This is a genomic window from Streptomyces sp. NPDC051105, from assembly GCF_040682795.1.
Taxonomy (GTDB): domain Bacteria; phylum Actinomycetota; class Actinomycetes; order Streptomycetales; family Streptomycetaceae; genus Streptomyces.
This window is the reverse complement of record NZ_JBFBBR010000004.1, coordinates 305401-325540: the sequence shown is the minus strand read 5'-3', so window position 1 is coordinate 325540 and position 20140 is coordinate 305401. Positions and strand designations below refer to the sequence as shown.

Here is a 20140-nt window from a genome sequence, read left to right as displayed (position 1 = left end):
GGGTGCGCTTCCGGACGGCTACCGTCTGTCTGCCGACGGTACGGGCGGGAGGTGCGGTTGGTTCGACCGGTGCAGGTGGGGTGGGGCCGAGGGGGGGGCTGAGCGTCGTGCTTCGTCTGCGGCGCCGTTGTGGCTGGTCGCGCAGTTCCCCGCGCCCCTAAGCGGGGCGCTCGCGCGCCCCTGGCGGGGGTGTCTCAGGTGGAGCTCTCGAGCGAAGGTGCCGAGCCCGGGAGGGGCTTGCCTGCTGTTTCTGTCATGCGCCAGGCCGCGAAGCCGCCGATGACCGCAGCCGCCATCATGTAGTACGCGGGCATCATCATGTTGCCCGTCGCTCCGATCAGGGCCGTCACCACCAGCGGGGTCGTGCCGCCGAAGAGGGAGACCGAGACGTTGAAGCCGATCGACAGGGAGCCGTAGCGGACCCGGGTCGGGAAGAGGGCCGGGAGGGCCGCCGGCATCGCCGCCGTGAAGCAGACCAGGAGGAGGCCCAGGGCGCCCATGCCGAGCCCGACCGCCAGCAGGCTGCCCTGGCGGATCAGGAGCAGGGCCGGGACGGAGAGGAGGAGGAAGCCCGCGCAGCCCGCGGCGATCACCGGGCGGCGCCCGACGCGGTCGGTGAGCGCGCCGGCGAACGGCTGGACGATCATCATCAGGGCCATCACGGCGAGGACCACCAGCAGGCCGTGCGTCTCGTCGTACTTCAGCTCGCTCGTCAGGTAGCTCGGCATGTACGACAGCAGCATGTAGTCCGTGACGTTGAAGACCAGGACCAGGGCCATGCACAGGAGCAGGGCCCGCCACTGGCCGGTGATCATCTCGCGGAGGGGCACCTTCGGGCGGGACTGCTCGGCCTTCTCGAGCTCGGCGGCGAAGGCGGGGGTCTCCTCCAGGCGCATCCGCAGGAAGAGGCCGATGATGCCCATCGGGCCGGCGATCAGGAACGGGACGCGCCAGCCCCAGGAGGTGAGGTCGCCGTCGGAGAGCAGGGCCGTCATCAGGGTGACCAAGCCCGCCCCGCCGATGTAGCCCGCCAGCGTGCCGAACTCCAGCCAGCTGCCGAAGAAGCCGCGCTTCTTGTCCGGCGCGTACTCGGCGATGAACGTGGACGCGCCCGCGTACTCGCCGCCGGTCGAGAAGCCCTGCACCAGGCGGGCGGCGAGGAGCAGGATCGGGGCGCCGACGCCGATCGTCGCGTACGAGGGGATCAGGCCGATCGCGAAGGTGCCGGCCGCCATCATGATCATGGTGACGGCGAGCACCTTCTGGCGGCCCACGCGGTCGCCGAGCGGGCCGAAGACCATGCCGCCGAGCGGGCGGACCAGGAACGCCGCGGCGAAGGCGCCGAACGTGGACAGCAGCTGGGCGGTCGGGTTGCCGGACGGGAAGAAGACCTTGCCCAGGGTCACCGCGATGTAGCTGTAGACGCCGAAGTCGAACCACTCCATGGCGTTGCCGACCGCGGCCGCCTTCACGGCGCGTTTCACCAGCGCGGGGTCGGTGACGGTCGCAGCGGGGGCGGCCGTGCGGGGGCCGGGGATCTTGACGGACGGGGTGACGGCAGTGGCGGTCGCCAAAACGGGGCTCGCCTACCTTTCGACGGGGACGGGGGCGCGGCCCGTACGGCGCCGGACGGGTCGGAAAGCGACGATAGGAGGACTTGGGCCCGTTACGTCACGTACACGCATCCGTGCATTGTGCAGCTAAATGCGGTCTACGCAGGGACGTCTGCCCGCTCCCGCGGTCGTATCCGGACCACGCACTGTGATCCTTGTCGCGTTCCACGCACGCAACCGTGCGCCCTTCGCACTGTCGTCTTCAGGACAAAACGCGGACGGACGTCAGGTGAAGAGAGGGCTGCCCGCGTCTCTCACAGAAAGGAATGGGAGCCTCATAGGGGTTCTCAGAGTTCTCAAGGTTCTCAGGGTCCTCAGGGTTCTCAGGGTTCTCAGAGCGAACGAGCGGGGCGGGAGGCCGGCGCGGCGTGGCGAACGTGGAACGCAGGGGGAGACGGGGAGACGCGTTCGGGGGAGCGGAGCCGGGGACGCGGTTCAGAATGGCCCTGCTCGGGCTGTGGGCGGTGGCCGCGATCCTCGCCGTACGGCAGATGGCCGTCGTCCTCGGCACTCCGAGCGGGGACCGGCTGACGGATCTGGAGACCTGGGTCGGCCCGGAGGGCGTGCTGCACGTCAAGGGCTCGCTCTACGACTCGACCCAGTTCACCGGCTCCCCCTTCGGGGGGCTGGTGCTCAAGCCGCTCACCAGGGCCGCCGAGCAGGCCCTCGGCTGGGGCTGGACCTTCGGCACGCTGCTGCTGGTGGTCGCCCTCGGCCTGGTCGCCGCCCGCGCGCTGCCGCAGCCGCTGAGCCGCCGTACCGCGCTGCTGGCCGCCCCGGTCGCCATCAGCTTGCTGATGCTCTCGCTGCCGGTCCGCAACACCCTCTGGCTCGGCCAGACCAGCATCATCCCGGTGCTGTTCGTCCTGCTCGGCTGCTTCGCCGCCCGCGGGCAGCGCGACGCCGGACTGTGCGTCGGCCTGGCCGCCGCGCTCCAGCCGGCTCTGTTGCTGTTCGCCCCGCTGCTCTGGTTCACCGGCCGCCGCCGGGCCGCCCTCGCCTCCGGCGTCACCTTCGCCGTGTGCACCGCGCTGGCCTGGGCGGCGCTGCCGCACGACTCGTACACCTACTGGGTCCACCACACGGCCGGAGTGGGCTTGGGCGGCGAGGCCGACGCGCTCGCCAACCAGTCGCTGCACGGCGCCCTGCTGCGGTTCGGGCTGAGCGGCCCGCTGGAGATCGTCCTGTTCCTGGCGCTCGCCGCGGCCGTGGCCGTCCTCGCGCTGCGCCGGGCGGTGCGCTACGCCCGGGACGGGCAGCTGCTGCTGGCGGTCGCGATCACCGGCTGCGCGGTGGTGGCGGTGTCGCCGGCCGCCTGGCAGCACCAGCTGCTGTGGGTGCTGCTCGCGGTGGTCGGCCGGACCGGGCGGCGCGCCGCCGACCGGTCGGTGTGGCCGGTCGTGGTGGTCATGGTGATGACGCTGCCCGCCAAGGCGCTGCTGCCGAACCAGTCCCTCTTCGTCCCGGTGCGCGACAACGCCGTCCTGCTGGCCGCCCTGGCCGCGGCCACGGTCGTACCGTTCCTGTCCCGTGCCGCCCCGGAGTTCGCCCGCCCGCTCCCGACGGACTACGCGGAGCCGGTGCCGGCCCGCTTCCGCCGGGTGCCGCTGGCCCCCTGGCTGCGCCGGGTCCTGACCCGGCCGAACCTCTTCCTCGAACTGCTCGCGATGCGGCTCGTCTACTTCGCCTACCAGCAGGTCCGGCTGGCCGCCGCCGGGGACGGGAACGGCACCTCCGGGCGGGCCCGCGCCGAGCACCACGGGCACCAGGTCCTCGACATCGAGCGGTTCCTGCACCTCGACATCGAGCACTGGGCCAACCACGCGGTGTACGGCATCGGCTGGCTGCGGGACTTCTTCGACTTCTACTACGAGTCCTTCCACTTCGTCGTCCCGCTGACCGTCCTCGCGGTCCTCTACGTCCGCCGCCCGGTCGACTACCGCTGGGCCCGTACCGCCCTCGGCTTCGCCACCGCCTTCGCCCTGATCGGCTTCTGGCTCTACCCGCTGGCCCCGCCGCGTCTGATGCCGGGCCTCGGCGTCATCGACACGGTGCACGGCCCGCAGAACTTCGCCAAGCCGGACTACGGCACCCTCACCCAGCTGACCAACCAGTACGCGGCGATGCCCTCGCTGCACTTCGGCTGGTCACTGTGGTGCGGGATCGTGATCGCCGTGGTCGCCCCGAAGTGGTGGCTGAAGGCCCTCGGTCTGCTGCACCCGCTCTTCACGGTCTCGGCGATCATCGCCACCGGCAACCACTGGGCCCTGGACGCGGTGGGTGGCGCGGCGGTGGTCGGCGCGGGCTTCGGCGTCGGCTATCTGTTGCAGGGCCCGCGGGCCCTGCGGGCGGCGAGGGCCGACAGGGAAGCCCGGGAGCCGGTGACGGCAGCGGCTCCCGGGTGACGCATGGTGGGCTGTCAAGCGCCCGGTTGGAAGTGCTGCGATGCGTCGTCGGTCGTCCGCAGGCCGGTGGGGGCTGGTCGTGCCCAGGCGGCGGCAGCCGCACATTCAGTACAGCCCCCGCGTCCCTTCGGGGCGCTGACCTTTGGGGCGCTGACCTTTGGGGCGCTGACGTTTGGGGCGCTGCCGAACAGCAGCCGACTTCCCCCGGCCTGCTTACAGCCGCTGGATGATCGTCCCGGTGGCCAGGCCGCCGCCCGCGCACATCGTGATGAGGGCGAACTCCTTGTCCGTGCGCTCCAGTTCGTGCAGGGCCGTGGTGATCAGGCGGGCGCCCGTGGCCCCCACGGGATGGCCCAGGGCGATCGCGCCGCCGTTGACGTTGACCTTGTCCAGGCTCTGCTCGAAGACCTGGGCCCAGCTCAGCACCACCGACGCGAACGCCTCGTTGATCTCGACCAGGTCGATGTCCTTGAGGGTCATGCCGGCCTTGCCGAGCACGGCCCGGGTCGCGTCGATCGGGCCGTCGAGGTGGAAGTGCGGGTCGGCGCCGACCAGGGCCTGGGCGACGATCCGGGCCCGCGGGCGCAGCTTCAGGGCGCGGGCCATCCGCTTCGACGCCCACATGATGGCGGCCGCCCCGTCCGAGATCTGGGAGGAGTTGCCCGCGGTGTGGACGGCCGTCGGCATCACCGGCTTCAGGCCGGACAGCGCCTCCATGGACGTGTCGCGCAGGCCCTCGTCCCTGTCGACCAGGCGCCACATGCCCTGCCCTGCGTGCTGCTCCTCCTCCGTCGTCGGCACCTGCACGGCGAAGGTCTCCCGCTTGAAGCGCTCCTCGGCCCAGGCGTACGCCGCCCGCTCCTGTGAGAGCAGCCCGAGCGAGTCGACGTCCTCCCTGGTCAGGCCCCGGTGGCGGGCGATGCGCTCGGCGGCCTCGAACTGGTTCGGCAGATCGACGTTCCACTCGTCGGGGAAGGGCTTGCCCGGCCCGTGCTTGGAGCCGGAGCCCAGCGGCACCCGCGACATCGCCTCGATCCCGCAGCTGATCCCGACGTCGATGACCCCGGCGGCGATCATGTTGGCGGTCATGTGCGAGGCCTGCTGCGAGGAGCCGCACTGGCAGTCGACGGTCGTGGCCGCGGTCTCGTACGGCAGCCCGACGGTCAGCCAGGCCGTACGCGCGGGGTTCATGGACTGCTCGCCGGCGTGGGTCACCGTGCCGCCGACGATCTGCTCGACGCAGTCGGCGGGGATGCGGGTGCGGCCGAGGAGTTCACGGTAGGTCTCGCCCAGGAGATAGGCGGGGTGCAGGTTGGCGAGCGCGCCACCGCGCTTGCCGATGGGGGTGCGTACGGCTTCGACGATCACGGGTTCCGCGGCCATGGGGGCTCGGTCCTCTCCTCGGTCACCCGCGCGGCGCAGGGGCGTCCCGGCCCGGCCCGCCACGCAGAACTAGAACGCGTACCAGTTCTGTGTGCAGTCTGCTGACAGCCTGTCCGCAACCGCAAGGGGGGTGCACGCAATTGGGGCGACCGCGCCCCTTGCGACTTGTAGAACCCGTTACTACCTTCACGGCAATCGGCTCTTTCTGATGGCCCGTCAGATAGTCGTCGCAAGACATACGTATCCAGGTTCGTACACGGTGGGAGTGAGTCGCCATGCCCTGTCCCGCACTGCCCGACGGGTTCGACCTCACCGACCCCGATCTGCTTCATCACCGGGTGCCGCTCCCGGAGTTCGCCGAGCTGCGCCGGGCGGAACCGGTCCGCTGGATCGAACAGCCGCACGGCCTCGCCGGCTTCGCGGACGACGGGTACTGGGCCGTCACCCGGCACGCGGACGTCAAGTACGTCTCCACGCACCCCGAGATCTTCTCGTCCTGGCTCAACACCGCGATCATCCGCTTCGGCGAGCACATGCAGCGGGACGCCATCGACGCCCAGCGGCTGATCCTGCTCAACATGGACCCGCCCGAGCACACCCGGGTCCGCCAGATCATCCAGCGCGGCTTCACCCCGCGCTCCATCCGCGCCCTGGAGGAGCGGCTGCGCGCCCGCGCCGGGGCGATCACCGACGCGGCCCGCGCCCACTCCGGGCCCTTCGACTTCGTCACCGAGGTCGCCTGCGAGCTCCCCCTCCAGGCGATCGCGGAACTGATCGGCATCCCGCAGGACGACCGGGCCAAGATCTTCGACTGGTCCAACAAGATGATCTCGTACGACGACCCGGAGTACGCGATCACCGAGGCGGTGGGCGCCGAGTCCGCCACCGAGCTGATCGCCTACGCGATGAACATGGCCGCCGACCGCAAGCAGTGCCCGGCCAAGGACATCGTCTCCACGCTGGTCGCCGCCGAGGACGAGGGCAACCTCAACTCCGACGAGTTCGGCTTTTTCGTGCTGATGCTCGCGGTGGCCGGCAATGAGACCACCCGCAACGCCATCACCCACGGCATGCACGCGTTCCTGACACACCCCGACGCCTGGGACCTCTACAAGCGCGAGCGCCCCTCGACCGCCGCCGAGGAGATCGTGCGCTGGGCCACCCCGGTCAACTCCTTCCAGCGCACCGCCACCCAGGACACCGAGCTGGGCGGCAAACTGATCCGCAAGGGCGACCGGGTCGGCGTCTTCTACGCCTCGGCCAACCACGACCCCGAGGTCTTCACCGACCCCGACACCTTCGACATCACCCGCGACCCCAACCCCCACCTCGGCTTCGGCGGCGGCGGCCCGCACTACTGCCTGGGCAAGTCCCTCGCGGTCCTCGAAATCGACCTGATCTTCAACGCGATAGCCGACGCGATGCCGACCCTGCGCCTGGTCAGCGACCCGGACCGGCTGCGCTCGGCGTGGATCAACGGGGTGAAGCACCTCCAGGTCACCACGGCATAACCCCTCGACCCGGGCCGACGGCTCCCGGCGCCGCCGGCCCGCCCCGAGGGAGGCAGGAGCACCCCCTCCCTACGCCCCGTTCCTGCCTCCCCCGAGACACCGGTGCCGCACGCCCCGTTCCTGCCTCCCCCGAGACACCGGTGCCGCACGCTCCCCTCACTCCCGCCCGGACGCCACCACCGCCAGCACCCCGGCGACCACCGCCGCGACGAGCAGCGGGATCCCCAGGTCCTCGTGGAGGACCAGCCAGGCGCCCAGGACCGCGCCGACGGCCAGCGCGAGGACCGCGGCCACGCGGCGCGGGGAGTGCGGCCTGGTGGCGTCGCCGAGGTGGGACTCGGAGACCAGACCGGTCAGGGTGGTCGTCAGGACCGTGGTCGCCGTCAGGTCGGGGATCCCCAGCTTGCGGACGTTCGCGTTGCGCACACCCATCGCGAAGGCGGTCAGCGCGATCAGGGTGTACGTCGTCGCCGTCCCGCCGGGCCGGGCGAAGGCCACCACGGCGGACGCGGCCACCAGGACCGCCTCCGTGGTCAGGGTCACCCGCATCCACCGCCTGCGGGAGCCGCCGAACCGGGCCGCGACCCGGCCGCCCACCGCCGCGCCCAGCAGGAAGGCGGCCAGCGAGGCCGCCGAGTGGGGGACGGAGAAGCCGGGCGCCCCGGCGGCGGCGAAGCCCAGGACCACCACGTTGCCGGTCATGTTCGCGGTGAAGACGTGCCCGAGGCCGAGATAGCTGACGGCGTCGATGATGCCGCTCAGCAGGGTCAGGGCCAGCAGTACGAACACCAGCCGCACACCGCGGGTCTCGGGATCGGGGGTCGGTGTAGCCGTGTGCATCGCTCCTCCGGGGGACGCGCCGGACCGGGCGGCTCGCCGGCTCTGGGGTTCGGTGGCCCCGGGGTTTGGTGGCCCCGGGGTTCGGTGGTTCTGGGGTTCGGTGGTTCTGGGGTTCGCCGGTTCTGGGGTTTGCCGGTTCTGGGGTTCGCCGGCTCTGGGGTTCGGTGGCTCTGGGGTTCGGTGGCCCCGGGTTCGGTGGTTCTGGGGTTCGGCGGCCCCGGGGTTCGCCGGCTCTTGGGTTAGGCGGCCCCGGGGGTTCGGTGGCTCTGGGGCATCAGTCCACCACGTCCGGACATGCGTCGGCACCCTCGCCCGGGAGGAGGGGGCGAGGGTGCCGAGGTGCGGGGGAGCGGGCCGGCCGGCTCAGTACCAGCCGTTGGCCTGCCAGAAGCTCCAGGCGGCCGTCGGGCTGCCGTAGCGGGAGTTCATGTAGTCCAGACCCCACTTGATCTGGGTGGCCGGGTTGGTCTTCCAGTCGGACCCGGCGGACGCCATCTTCGAGCCCGGCAGGGCCTGGACCAGGCCGTAGGCGCCGGAGGAGCTGTTGGTGGCGCTGGGGTTCCAGCCGCTCTCATGCGAGACGATCTTGCTGAACGCGTTGAACTGCGCGGCGTCCGGGATCATCTTGTGCGCGATCGCCTGAGCGGAGGAGGCCGAGCCGGTGGCGGCCTGGGCGGGCGCCGCGCTCAGCGCCATACCGGCGGTGGCGGCGGCCACGGCGGCGGCGGTGAGGACCTTCTTCGGGGAGGCGATGCGGCGGATGATGGACACGGACACGGAGAACCTCGTTCGTCGGGGACAGGGGGTCGCCGTGCTCCGGAACCACCCGTGGGCGGCGGCCGTGTGCGTCGGCTCCGTGGCCCGCTGGGGGGCCGGTGGTGCCTGGCGACGTGGTCCAGAGAAGCAGGCCGGAAACCCGTCCGCAATCACCCCTTTTACTAGTTGTGGTCGCATAGGCGGTGAAGGTCCGTTGTGTGGCGTGGCTCTCAATGCGCAGGTCAGAGGCCCTGGCGAAACGGACATTTGGGGAAAGTTTGTCTACTGCCCGGGATCGTAGGTGACCTGCGTCATGTGGGGTGCTTCACCGGTCGCGTCACCGGCTGCGTACGACGCCTCACGCCCCGGGGCCGTCGAATGTGACCGCGGTCTCGAAAGCGGCCCGTCTGGTCGCCCGGCGCAGCGCCCGCAGCAGGGCCGGCCCCAGAACGAGGGTGAGGACGACCGTGCACAGGGCCCGGCCCAGGTTCCAGCCCATGGCGGTGGCCAGACTGTAGGCGAGGAACCGGGCCAGATTGGCGGCGGGTCCGGCGTGCGGGTCGAAGGCGATGTTCGAGGCGGTGCCGGCCAGCAGCGGCCAGCCGGCCAGGTCCACGACCATGCCGTAGCCGAACGCGGCCAGGAAGCCGTAGCCCGCCAGCAGTGCCAGCTCACCGCGCCCACGCAGCCGCCCGGCGCCCGGCAGGAGCCCGGCGCCCATGGTGAACCACGCCATCGCCAGCATCTGGAACGGCAGCCAGGGCCCCACCCCGCCGGTGAGCAGCGCCGACGCGAACATGGTGAGCGAGCCGAGGGTGAACCCGAAGCCCGGCCCCAGTACCCGCCCGCTCAGCACCATCAGGAAGAACATCGGCTCGATCCCGGCGGTGCCCGCGCCGATCGGCCGCAGCGCCGCACCGGTCGCGGCCAGCACGCCGAGCATGGCGACCGCCTTCGGACCGAGCCCCGACTCGGAGATCGTCGCCCCCAGCACGGCGACCAGCAGGAGCAGCAGGCCCGCGAAGAGCCAGGGCGCGTCCTGGGCGTGCGAGGTGAGCCGGGAGGACGGCGGGGCGAGGAAGGGCCAGCCGACCGCGACCACGCCGACGGTACTGACGAGAAGCAGGGCGGCCAGCGAGCGGGGGCCGAGCCGCACCGGGCCGGTCATGCCAGCGCCTCGCGCACCTGGGCCACGGTCAGCCACCGCTGCGGCGCGAGGACCTTCGTCACCTGTGGGGCGAAGGACGGCGAGGACACGACGATGTCGTCCGTCGGCCCGTCCGCGATCACCTCGCCCTCCGCGAGCAGCACGACCCGGTGCGCGATCTCCGCGGCCAGTTCCACGTCGTGCGTGGCCAGCACGATCGCGTGCCCGTCGGCGGCGAGCCCGCGCAGCACGCCGACCAGCCGGGCCTTCGCCGCGTAGTCGAGGCCCCGGGTCGGCTCGTCCAGCAGGAGCAGCGGCGGCCGGGCGGCCAGCACCACGGCCAGCGCCAGCACCAGCCGCTGCCCCTCGGAGAGGTCACGGGGATGGGTGCCGTCGGCGACCCCGGGGAGCAGTGCGGACACCAGCTCACGACAGGTCCCGGGCGCCGCTCCGGCATCCCGGTCGGCGGCCGCGCACTCGGCGCCGACCGTGTCGGCGTACAGCAGGTCACGGGGTTCCTGCGGGACCAGACCGACCAGGCGTACGAGGTCACGCGGGCGGGTGCGATGCGGCACCGCGCCGCCGACCCGGACCGTCCCGGAGCCCGGCTCCACCAGCCCGACCAGGGCGCCCAGCAGCGTGGACTTCCCGGCGCCGTTACGTCCCATGAGGGCGACGGTCTCGCCGGACGCGACGGTGAGATCGACACCGCACAGCGCGTCCACCCGGTCCCGGCGGACGGCGAGGGAGCGGACCTCGGCGAGAAGAGGGGCGGGGGCCGCGGGGGGAGTGGTGGGAGTGGTGGGAGCGGGAGCGCCGGGGGCCCGATGGTCCCGGGCCGCCCGCCCGGCGAGGCGCTCCCGGAGCCCGCCCGCCCGGCGCCGGGCGTCGCGCACGGTCATCGGCAGCGGCGACCATCCGGCCAGCCGTCCCAGCTCCACCACCGGCGGACACACCGGCGACACGGCCATCACCTCGGCGGGAGTGCCGCACACCGGCGCGGCCCCCGGCTCCGGGAGCAGCACGACCCGGTCGGCGTACTGCACCACCCGCTCCAGCCGGTGCTCGGCCAGGAACACCGTGGTCCCCAGGTCGTGCACCAGCCGCTGGAGCACGGCCAGCACCTCCTCGGCGGCGGCCGGGTCGAGCGCGGAGGTCGGCTCGTCGAGGACCAGGACCTCCGGATGCGGGGTGAGCACCGACCCGATCGCGACCCGCTGCCGCTGGCCGCCCGAGAGCGTGCCGATCGCCCGGTCCCGCAGCCCGTCGAGCCCCAGCAGATCGAGGGTCTCCTCCACCCGCCGCCGCATCACGGCCGGGGCGATCCCCAACGACTCCATCCCGTAGGCGAGTTCGTCCTCCACCGTGCCGGTCACGAAGTGCGCGAGCGGATCCTGGCCCACCGTGCCGACGACATCGGCGAGTTCACGCGGCTTGTGCGTCCGGGTGTCCCGCCCGGCGACGGTGACCCGGCCGCGCAGCGTGCCGCCGGTGAAGTGCGGTACCAGCCCGCTGACGGAGTTCAGGATCGTCGACTTGCCGGTACCGGACGGGCCCACCAGAAGGACGAGTTCACCTTCCGGCACCTCGAAGTCGACCCCCCGGACGGCCGGCCGGGCCGCGCCCTCGTACGTCACGGAGACGTCCTCGAAACGGATCACGACGGCTCCTTCGGCACGACGAGGGCGGGCAGCAGCCCGAGCAGCACGGCAGCCGCGGGCCACAGCGGAAGCGTGGGGGCGACCAGCGGTACGACCCCGGGATGCAGGGCGTCCGCATCCCGTACGGCGGCGAGCGCCAGCAGCCCGGCGACGGCGGCGCCCGACCCGGACACCAGCCAGGCCCGCGCGTCCCACGCGTCCGGCCGGTAGCGGGTGCGCAGCGAACGGCGGCCACCGAGCCGCAGCCCCGCCAGCGCGGCGATCACCCCGGCCGGCAGCAGGAGCAGCCCGTAACCGCCGCCGTCGGCGGCGAGCAGCGCGTACGTTCCCGCGCACACCCCGAGCAGCCCGCCGAGGGTCAGCGCCGCCGTCGTACGACGGACCCGGTCCGGTACGTCGGCGCTGCGGCCGTAACCGCGCGCGTCCATCGCGGCGGCGAGGGCGACCGAGCGCTCCAACGCGCCCTCCAGGACCGGCAGCCTGACCTGGAGCAGACCCCGGACGCCGGAGTCGGGCCGGCCGCGCAGCCGGCGGGCGGCACGCAACCGCTGCACGTCGGCGATCAGGTTCGGCGCGAAGGTGAGGGCGACGACCACGGCCACGCCCAGCTCGTACAGGGCGCCGGGCAGCGACTTCAGGAGACGGGCCGGATCGGCGAGCGCGTTCGCGGCGCCGACGCAGATCAGCAGGGTGGCGATCCTGAGGCCGTCGTAGAGGGCGAAGGCCAGTGCCTCGGCGGTGACCCGGCCACCGAGCCGGATGCCCTGCGCCCAGTGGGGGAGCGGCACCTCGGGGAGGGTGACGAGGGTGTGCGAGCCGGGGATGGGGGAGCCGAGGAGGACGGTGAAGGCGAGGCGGATGAGCAGGACGGCGAGGGCGAGCCTGGCGAAGGCGGAGTAGTGACGGGACCCCTGCGCGCGGCTCCGGCAGGCGGCCACGACGTAGCCGGTGACCGAGACGAGGAGGGCGAGGAGGAGGGGGTTGGTGGTCCGCGAGGCGGCGACCCCGAGGCAGAGCGCCCAGAGCCACCAGGCACCGGGGTGTACAGGGGAGCGGCGCCGGTGCCGGGGGCCGGGGAGTTTCGCCGGCCCGCGCTTGCGGGGTGCCTCCCCCACCCCCGGCTTCGCTCGTGCGGGAGGATCCTCGTCGCCCGCCCTCCCCCACTCCCGGCTTCGTTCGAGCGGGGGGACCCCCGTCGTCCCGGCGGCACGACCACCCGCGGCCAGGCCGGTCACGGCTGGGCAGCGCCCCTTCACGGGCACGGGGCTGTACCGATCTGCGGCTCCGCCACGGGGCGCGACCAGCCCCCACACACCCGCGCTGTGACGATCACCCATTCTTCCGCCGCCGCGCCTGCCAGAGCCCTCCCGCGGCCACCACCACGACCACCCCCGCCCCGGCCAGCCACCCCACGGACGGCCCACCGCCCGGCGTACCCCCCGCCGCCACCTTCTCCCCGCACCCCTTCTGCGGATAGCCCCCGATCGCACACAGCAACGCGTTCGCGTCGTACCGCAACGGCTTCGCCACCGCGGCCAGCGCCTCCGCCGCCGTGGCGTCGTCCGGCACCACCGCGCACGCGGTCCGCCGCACCGGCGGCCGCTCCGCGGACGGCGCGTCCGCCGCCGTACCGAAGTCGATGACCAGCCCCACCCGTTTCTTCCCCCGGACGGCGGCCGTGTCGCCACAGATCGTCCCGAAGCCCGCCGTCCCGCGTGGCCGCGACGCGTCCCCCGAGTCCTCGCTCACCGCGAACCGGAACCCCTCGACCGCGCCGTCGTCCGGCCGCGCCGTGGCGGGTCCCTGTGTGGCGTACGTCCACCGCGAGCCGTCCCGCTCCCAGAAGGACCAGTAGCGGTAACCGGCGGCCTCCGCCGGCGTGGCCGTCGCCAGCAAGGTCAGCGCGGCCACGACCAGCAGCACCGCACGGCGGACGCCGGTCACGGCTGTCGCTGCTTCCGGCGCCCGCTGAACAGGAAGCCGATGCCGATGCCGGCGACGAGCCCGGTACCGACGATCCACCAGACGCTGGTGCCCGAGGACTTCTTCTCCTCGGTGTGTCCGGCCGCGGCCGCAGGGGCCGGGCCCGTCGCGTTGAGCGCCGTCACCAGGTCCGTACCGCCGAAGTCACGCGGATCCGCGCCCATCGCGTGCGCCGCGAAGATCAGCTCCGCGTAGGCCGAAGGTCCGCTCTGCGTGGCCCACGGCACCGCGTGGGCCTCCAGCCAGGCGTACGGCTTCCGTGCCGGCCTGGTCCAGCCCTGCGCGGCCATGGCCACGACCGCGTCGGCGGTGTTGCCGTAGTCCGGCTGGGGCTTGGCACCGGCGAGCGCGGAGACCAGGTGGTTGCCGTGGTCGTACATGGCCTCCCCCAGATACGCGGCGCCGTTGCGGGACGCGTCGGCCGGCGTCAGCGCCTTGTCGGAGTTCTCGCAGGCATAGCCCTCCTCCGGGGCCTTCCCGGCCGTGGCCGCGAACCCCTTGCCGAGGGCACCGAGCACCCCGGCGGCCGTCGCGTCCGCGTTGGCGGCCAGCTTTCCGTTCTTGTCCGGCTGGTAGGCGATGCCGCCGCCGCCCGCCGCGTCGCAGTGGAGGGACCACTTGGCGAGGAGGCCGGCCGCCGCCTCGTCGGTGCCCTCGCCGGCCGCGGTGAGCGCGCCGATGACCACGCCGGTGGAGTTGGTGTCGCTGGGCGAGCCGGGGGTGTAACCCCAGCCGCCGTCCTTGTTCCGCTGCGCCTTCAGCCAGGTCACCGCCTTGCCGACGGCGTCGTCGTGCCCGCCGACCGCCGCCAGCGCCTGTACGGCGGCGGCCGTGCTGTTCGTGTCGACCGTCACCTTGGCGTCGCAGGCCGCGGTCGGCTCGGCACGGAACATCGCGTACGAGCCGTTCGCGCACTGCTGCCCGGTCAGCCAGTCCACCGCCTTCGCGGCCGGGGTCAGGCCCACCGTGTGCTGGGCGAGCAGGGCGAGCGACTGGCGCGCCAGACGCCGTCGTACTTGGGGTCCGTCCTGCCGAACAGCCCCGACGGGAGCACCGTCGAAGCGGACGGGGACGGGTCGTCGGCGGCCGTCGCGGTCAGGGCGGGCGTGGCGGCGCCGATGACGGCGGTGGCGGCCAGCACCGCGGCGCTGCGGCGGAGGACGGTCATGATCGGCGGGTGCCTCTCCCTGCGGGGGAGCCGGGCGGCACGGGACACCCCCGGCGGCTCGGCTCCGTGAACCTCGACGGTGCCGCGCGCCGGCGGGTGCCGACGCACATGGGCCGATCAACGTCCCGCGCGGGGCGGTCCGGCTCACCGTCGGTGCGACGGTTCACGGACAGGGGTGTCCCCGGTTCGGGCGAAGCCGAGAACCGGGGAGGGGCAGCGCCGGGTTTGCACCGGCTTTCCCTCGTACGGGTGATGACGACCCGGCTACTTTACCGGCCGCCGAATCGAAGCTGAGGGGCGGCTGTGGGTCGTAGCCGCTGGTTGCGGCGCAGCGCTCAGGCTGCTGTCACGATCGGGGCGATGCCCGCGGACAGGTGGCGGCCCATCCGGCGCAGGGCGTCGTCGCAGCCGGCGGGGTCCTCGCCGACGGCCACCCAGAGCGCCAGCCGGTCGTCGACGGTCGCGTGCGGCCCGGCGGTGACCTGCCGGCCGGCGTCCTGGGTGAGGATCATGCGGTCGGCGCCGGGCTCCTGTGCCGCGTCGGGGGAGAGGGCCAGGTGGTCGAGGCGGCCGGTGGCGGCCGGGTACGCGAACCGGATCGCGGCCGCCCGCTGCCGGGTGGGCGTGGTGTCCGGCACCTCGCCGGTGGCCAGCGCGGCGGCGGCCTGCGCGAGGTCCACACCGGTGGCCCGTTTGACGAGGAGCGGGATCAGGTCGCCCGGGAGGCACGGGGTGACGTCGGTGACCCGGGGGCCACGGTCGGTGAGCCGCAACCCGATGTGCAGCACACCCCGGGTGAGGCCGAGGGCGTGCACGGCGCGGTCGACGGCCAGGCGCAGGAAACGGTTGTGCAGCAGGCCGTCGTGGGCGTGCACGGTGTGCCGGAGCGGCTGCCGGGCGGGCGCCGGGCCCAGGGTCGTACGGGTGATGGCGACGATACGGATCTCGCCGTCCAGGACGACGGTCTCGGCGCTGACCCTGGGCGTGCCCGGGTCGTCGACGGGGGCCGCGCCGGCGACGAGCGCGGCCCGCAGCGCGGCCGGGTCGGCGCAGGCGGCGGCCGTGGCGAGGGAGGGGCCGGGGAGCCCCAACTGCCCGGCGATCCGCGCGGCAGCGACCGTGTACTCGGCCGAGTGGGCCAGCACGCCGCGGACCCGGTGCCGGGCCGCGAACCGCACCACCGCCGACGCCGTCGCCCCGTCCTTGCCGGGGTCCGCCGCGAGGTGACCCGCCAGGCACGGGTGGGCCCAGGCGGGCGGCGCGGCGTCCACCAGCACCACGGGGCGGGCCGCGGCGACGCGCGTCAGCGTGAACTCGTCGTACGCGCGCCGACGGCCTGCGCCGAGGAGCAGGACGGGCTGCGACATCGGTGCCCCTCACCTTCCGGGAGGAGGCGGGCGGCTGGTCGCCCCGGATGCCGCTCCCCCATAGGCGGCACCCGGGGCGGGTCGGTTCGACCGTGGCCAGGTGTCGTGATCGTTCCTGATCCTTTCTGGCGTACCGTCATATGTCAACGATTGCTGCCCCCTTCCGCAGTGACCCTTGTCATGTCTGGTGAGCGGGGTGGGGAATTGGATAACCTCGCGTCTGCTCGGCCGACCGACTGCTCGGCTGACCGACTGCTCGGCTGACCGACCGGTCAACGACGTGTCTCCAGGGGGACCTTGGTGAGTGACACCCATGCCCCGCTCACCGGCGTACTGGCACGGCTCGGGGAACTGACCGGACGGCCCGGGCGGCTGTCCGAGGTACTGGACGTGGCCGATCTGTCGTACCGCACCGGGATTCCCGTCGGGACCGTCGTCGAACTGCTCGCCGGCGGGGCCGCGCCCGAGGCAGGTCTGGCCGAACGAGTGCGGCAGCGGCTGGACTTCATCCGCGAGAACCGGCGCCGGCCCGACGGCAAGCGGTACTCGCTGGGCGAGCTCGCGGCGATCGCCGGCACCAGCAGGCAGTGGCTGAGCGAGTGGCGCAAGAGCGGCATGCCGGGCCTCGAACACACCGACCGGCTGAGGCGGTTCTTCGGACTGCCGCCCGGCTTCTTCACCGCCGACGAACCCGAGGCGCTGTACGAGGCGCTGCAACCGGTACTGCAGGGGCTGGAGGCACAGGCCGACCCGCTGACCCGGCTGCGCGAGAGCGGCCTGGTCCGGCTGGCCGCCCGCGCACCGCAGATGAACGCGCGCCAGCTCGCCACCCTCGCCGACCTGGCGGAGATGCTCATCACGTCCGAGAGCGTCACCGCCGGGCAGGCCGTCAACTAGGTCTTGAGCAGGCCGTCTCGCGACTCCGCGGACCGCCGGCGGGCCCGGAGGGGGAGTTCGCGAACGCCGTCGCGGGGGATTCCGCTACACCGCCACGTACGTGACCGGTTCGCTCCCCGCCACCGGCTCCACGCGCCCCAGTTTCACCAGGCGCCGCAGATGGGCCTCCGCCTCCGAGACGGCGATGTTCCGTGATCCGTAGGGGATCTGCTCCCAGGGCCGGTTCCACTCCATCCGCACGGCCAACTCCCATAGCGTGAGGGGCTGTTGGAGTAGCGCGAGGAGCGAGGTGAGACGCTCCTCGTGGTGGGCCAGGAGCTCCCGGACCCGTGCCGGTGCGTCGGTGAAGGTGTGCTGGTGGGCCGGGAGGACCTGGGCGGGGGCCAGCCGTCCGATGCGTTCCAGGGAATCGAGATAGTCGCCGAGAGGGTCGGTGACGGTCGCGTCGTCGGGATCCTCGTAGAGACCGACGTGCGGGGTGATCTCGGGGAGCAGGTGATCACCGGAGAACAACCGTCCACGCCCCGGCAGTTGACTTGGATGCTCCTCCTCCAGATGCAGGCAGACATGCCCGGGCGTGTGCCCCGGAGTCCAGACCGCACGCAGCCGCCGACCGGGCAGGTCGAGCAACTCACCGGGAAGGATCTCGCGATCGGGAAGGGCGGGAGACAGACCCGGCGGAGAGTTCCGCCGACGGGGTCCGCCCCGCAGCGGCGCCACGTGCTCCTCGGGCGCACCGGCGGCCGTCAGCTTCGCCGCCATGTAGGTGAACCACCGCTCGGGCCGGGTCTCCCGAGCCCGCCGCACGATGGCCGCGTCGGCGGCGTGCATGGCGAGCCAGGCCCCGGAGGCGTCCCGCACCCGCCCCGACAGCCCGTGATGATCGGGGTGATGGTGGGTGATGACGACCCCGTACACCTCACCGACCCCCGTACCGCACGCCGCCAGCCCCGCCACCAGCACATCCCAGGACCCGGGATCGTCCCACCCGGTGTCGACCAGCACCGGCCCACGATCGGTGTCGACGACGTACACCAGCGTGTACCCAAGAGGATTGTCCGGAATGGGAACCTCGACGGACCGCACACCCCCGCCGTGATCACGCACGCCCACCACCGACCGTCGCCCGCCCGGCCGCTCCTGCCCGTCCTGCCCGTTCACCATTCCGCACCCTCCGCCCCCGCACCGCCGCACGGCCATCGCTCACTATAACTAGAACTGGTTTCACATCCGATGGTCCGAGGAGAAGTTCACTTGAGGAGCCTCTGACCAGCGGCGGAGCCGTCGTTGCCGGTCGTTGTTGGGGCCCGCGACGCGACCTTGCCGCAGTCGTCCGTGACCAGGTCGGCCCGGCCCTGGCCGCCGGCATCGACCCGGCCTCGTCCCAGGCCGATCCGATCGTCGCGGCGTTCACGGCGCACTGCGCGCACCTCCTCCCCCGCGACGGCCACCTGCACATACGGCGCACGAGTGCCTGAGATCTCCCGGCTTCCGCGGATCGGCTGAGGCTGCTCACGCCGAGAGGGCTCGGAGCGTTCGACGAGGTGGCCGCGTTCGAAGCGGACCCCGGCACGGACCACTATGCGCAGGTGAATGCCGTCGGCCCACACGTACACGCAGTCCGTGGCCGACAGATCGCGGTCCATGAAGGCAGCGTGGTCGGCCTGCCGCTGGGCCGTCAGCCGCGTGACCGTGGCCGGCGACAGCCCGGCCGAACCGCCGGGAATCAGCCGAGCGGTGAGAGCCGCACCCGGAAGGCGGTCGACGGCAGGTACGGGGCGGTCCGTGGCGGGGGTGACGGCCCGCGGACGGCCCACGCGACTTGACGGCACTCCCGACCAGCGGCAAAACCGCTGGTGAAGGCCTATTCGGCCGCTGCCCTGGCTTAGTTCAACTAGAACTGGTATCAGTTCTGAAACATCGTCAGGAAGGGTGGCGGGGCGCCATGACCGAGTTCCTGGAACACGGACAGCTGTTCATCGGCGGGGAGTTGACCGATCCTCTGGGCAAGGACGTCATCGAGGTGGTCTCGCCGCACACCGAGGAGGTCTTCGGGCGGGTGCCGCATGCCTCGCGGGAGGACGTGGACCGGGCGGTCGGGGTCGCGCGGCGGGCCTTCGACCAGGGACCCTGGCCGCGGATGAGCCTTGAGGAGCGGGTCGAGGTCGTCACCCGGATCAAGGACGCGATCGCCGTACGGCACGAGGAGATCGCGCGCGTGATCTCCTCCGAGAACGGTTCGCCGTACTCGTGGAGCGTGCTCGCGCAGGCGCTCGGCGCGATGATGGTGTGGGACTCGGCGATCAAGGTGGCACGCGACTTCACGTACGAGGAGACGCGCGACGGGGTGCTGGGGAAGATCCTGGTGCGGCGGGAGCCGGTCGGGGTCGTGGCGGCCGTCGTGCCCTGGAACGTGCCGCAGTTCGTGGCCGCCGCCAAGCTCGCCCCCGCGCTGCTCACCGGCTGCACGGTGGTGCTCAAGCCGTCCCCGGAGTCGCCGCTGGACGCGTACATACTCGGTGAGATCACCAAGGAGGCCGGGCTGCCGGACGGCGTCCTGTCCATCCTCCCGGCGGACCGCGAGGTGAGTGAGTACCTGGTCGCGCACCCGGGCGTCGACAAGGTCTCCTTCACCGGCTCGGTCGCGGCCGGCAAGCGGGTGATGGAGGTCGCCGCGCGGAACCTCACCCGCGTGACGCTGGAGCTGGGCGGCAAGTCGGCCGCGGTCGTGCTGCCGGACGCCGACGTGGCGGCCTCCGTCGCCGGGATCGTCCCCGCGGCCTGGATGAACAACGGCCAGGCGTGCGTCGCGCAGACCCGCGTCCTCGTCCCGCGCTCCCGCTACGACGAGTTCGCCGACGCCCTCGCGGCCGCGGCGAGCGCCCTGAAGGTCGGTGACCCGCTGGACCCGGCCACCCAGGTGGGCCCGCTCGTCGCCCGCCGCCAGCAGCAACGGAATCTGGACTACATCCGGATCGGCCAGGAGGAAGGCGCGAAGATCCTCACGGGCGGCGGCCGTCCGGCGGGTCAGGAGAAGGGCTGGTACGTGGAGCCGACCCTCTTCGGCGACGTCGACAACTCCATGCGGATAGCCAGGGAGGAGATCTTCGGTCCGGTGATCTGCCTCCTCCCCTACGGCGACGAGTCCGAGGCCCTGAAGATCGCGAACGACTCGGACTACGGGCTGAGCGGGAGCGTGTGGACGGCGGACGTGGAGCACGGCATCGAGGTCGCGCGGCAGGTCCGGACGGGCACCTACTCCGTCAACACCTTCAGCCTGGACATGCTCGGGCCGTTCGGTGGCTACAAGAACTCCGGTCTGGGCCGGGAGTTCGGGCCCGAGGGCTACAGCGAGTTCCTCGAACACAAGATGATCCACCTCCCGGCCGGCTGGGAGGGGTGAGGGGCG

14 protein-coding genes and 3 pseudogenes are annotated in these 20140 nt (G+C 72.7%); 5 read left to right on the top strand and 12 right to left on the bottom strand.

What is annotated here, in order from left to right; translation table 11 throughout:
* Positions 1 to 194: 194 nt before the first annotated feature.
* Positions 195 to 1538, bottom strand: coding sequence for a glycine betaine/L-proline transporter ProP (gene proP, locus AB0N16_RS12220; RefSeq protein WP_365796193.1), 1344 nt, complete (start codon positions 1536 to 1538; stop codon positions 195 to 197).
* Between the two features lie 443 nt (positions 1539 to 1981).
* On the opposite strand from proP, the gene AB0N16_RS12215 reads away from it, so the two are divergent.
* A complete protein-coding gene (locus AB0N16_RS12215; RefSeq protein ID WP_365795687.1) occupies positions 1982 to 4018 on the top strand; it encodes a bifunctional glycosyltransferase 87/phosphatase PAP2 family protein in 2037 nt (678 codons plus the stop codon).
* Positions 4019 to 4231: 213 nt separating this feature from the next.
* Here the strand turns inward: AB0N16_RS12215 and AB0N16_RS12210 are convergent, their stop codons facing one another.
* Positions 4232 to 5401: a steroid 3-ketoacyl-CoA thiolase gene (locus AB0N16_RS12210; protein WP_365795685.1), complete on the bottom strand. Its 1170-nt coding sequence runs from the start codon at positions 5399 to 5401 to the stop codon at positions 4232 to 4234.
* A 275-nt stretch (positions 5402 to 5676) separates the two neighbouring features.
* Between AB0N16_RS12210 and AB0N16_RS12205 the strand changes: the two genes are divergently transcribed.
* Positions 5677 to 6912, top strand: a complete 1236-nt coding sequence (locus tag AB0N16_RS12205; protein WP_365795683.1) for a cytochrome P450 — start codon at positions 5677 to 5679, stop codon at positions 6910 to 6912.
* A 156-nt stretch (positions 6913 to 7068) separates the two neighbouring features.
* Here the strand turns inward: AB0N16_RS12205 and AB0N16_RS12200 are convergent, their stop codons facing one another.
* From AB0N16_RS12200 to AB0N16_RS12165, 8 genes and pseudogenes are all read right to left on the bottom strand, one after another.
* Entirely contained in the window at positions 7069 to 7752 is a 684-nt protein-coding gene (locus AB0N16_RS12200; protein WP_365795681.1) for a YoaK family protein, read from the bottom strand.
* 363 nt (positions 7753 to 8115) lie between these two features.
* Positions 8116 to 8529, bottom strand: a complete 414-nt coding sequence (locus AB0N16_RS12195; RefSeq protein WP_365795679.1) for a transglycosylase SLT domain-containing protein — start codon at positions 8527 to 8529, stop codon at positions 8116 to 8118.
* Between the two features lie 337 nt (positions 8530 to 8866).
* The gene (locus AB0N16_RS12190; RefSeq protein WP_365795677.1) at positions 8867 to 9676 is read right to left on the bottom strand and encodes an ECF transporter S component; all 810 of its coding nucleotides are present in this window, start codon (positions 9674 to 9676) and stop codon (positions 8867 to 8869) included.
* A complete protein-coding gene (locus AB0N16_RS12185; protein WP_365795675.1) occupies positions 9673 to 11316 on the bottom strand; it encodes an ATP-binding cassette domain-containing protein in 1644 nt (547 codons plus the stop codon). The genes AB0N16_RS12190 and AB0N16_RS12185 overlap by 4 nt, the downstream gene beginning before the upstream one ends.
* Positions 11313 to 12431: a CbiQ family ECF transporter T component gene (locus AB0N16_RS12180; protein WP_365795673.1), complete on the bottom strand. Its 1119-nt coding sequence runs from the start codon at positions 12429 to 12431 to the stop codon at positions 11313 to 11315. Before AB0N16_RS12180 ends, AB0N16_RS12185 begins: the two co-directional genes overlap by 4 nt.
* 214 nt (positions 12432 to 12645) lie before the next feature.
* A complete protein-coding gene (locus tag AB0N16_RS12175; RefSeq protein ID WP_365795671.1) occupies positions 12646 to 13260 on the bottom strand; it encodes an SCO2322 family protein in 615 nt (204 codons plus the stop codon).
* A pseudogene (locus tag AB0N16_RS12170) lies at positions 13257 to 14467 on the bottom strand (prenyltransferase/squalene oxidase repeat-containing protein). Before AB0N16_RS12170 ends, AB0N16_RS12175 begins: the two are co-directional and overlap by 4 nt.
* A gap of 335 nt (positions 14468 to 14802) precedes the next feature.
* On the bottom strand, positions 14803 to 15834 hold the full coding sequence (locus tag AB0N16_RS12165) for a hypothetical protein (protein WP_365795669.1): 1032 nt from the start codon (positions 15832 to 15834) through the stop codon (positions 14803 to 14805).
* Between the two features lie 300 nt (positions 15835 to 16134).
* Here AB0N16_RS12165 and AB0N16_RS12160 point away from each other — a divergent pair, with 300 nt between their 5' ends.
* The gene (locus AB0N16_RS12160) at positions 16135 to 16731 is read left to right on the top strand and encodes an XRE family transcriptional regulator (RefSeq protein ID WP_365795667.1); all 597 of its coding nucleotides are present in this window, start codon (positions 16135 to 16137) and stop codon (positions 16729 to 16731) included.
* 84 nt (positions 16732 to 16815) lie between these two features.
* Here AB0N16_RS12160 and AB0N16_RS12155 read toward each other — a convergent pair whose 3' ends face one another.
* Positions 16816 to 17847, bottom strand: a complete 1032-nt coding sequence (locus tag AB0N16_RS12155; protein ID WP_365796191.1) for an MBL fold metallo-hydrolase — start codon at positions 17845 to 17847, stop codon at positions 16816 to 16818.
* Between the two features lie 188 nt (positions 17848 to 18035).
* Between AB0N16_RS12155 and AB0N16_RS12150 the strand changes: the two are divergent.
* Positions 18036 to 18173 (top strand): annotated as a pseudogene (locus AB0N16_RS12150) (MerR family transcriptional regulator); the annotation flags it as partial.
* A gap of 138 nt (positions 18174 to 18311) precedes the next feature.
* Here the strand turns inward: AB0N16_RS12150 and AB0N16_RS12145 are convergent.
* Positions 18312 to 18443: pseudogene (locus AB0N16_RS12145) on the bottom strand (IS256 family transposase); the annotation flags it as partial.
* Positions 18444 to 18676: 233 nt separating this feature from the next.
* On the opposite strand from AB0N16_RS12145, the gene AB0N16_RS12140 reads away from it, so the two are divergent.
* Complete coding sequence (locus AB0N16_RS12140; protein WP_365795665.1) at positions 18677 to 20134, top strand: aldehyde dehydrogenase; 1458 nt, start codon at positions 18677 to 18679, stop codon at positions 20132 to 20134.
* The last annotated feature ends 6 nt before the right edge of the window (positions 20135 to 20140 follow it).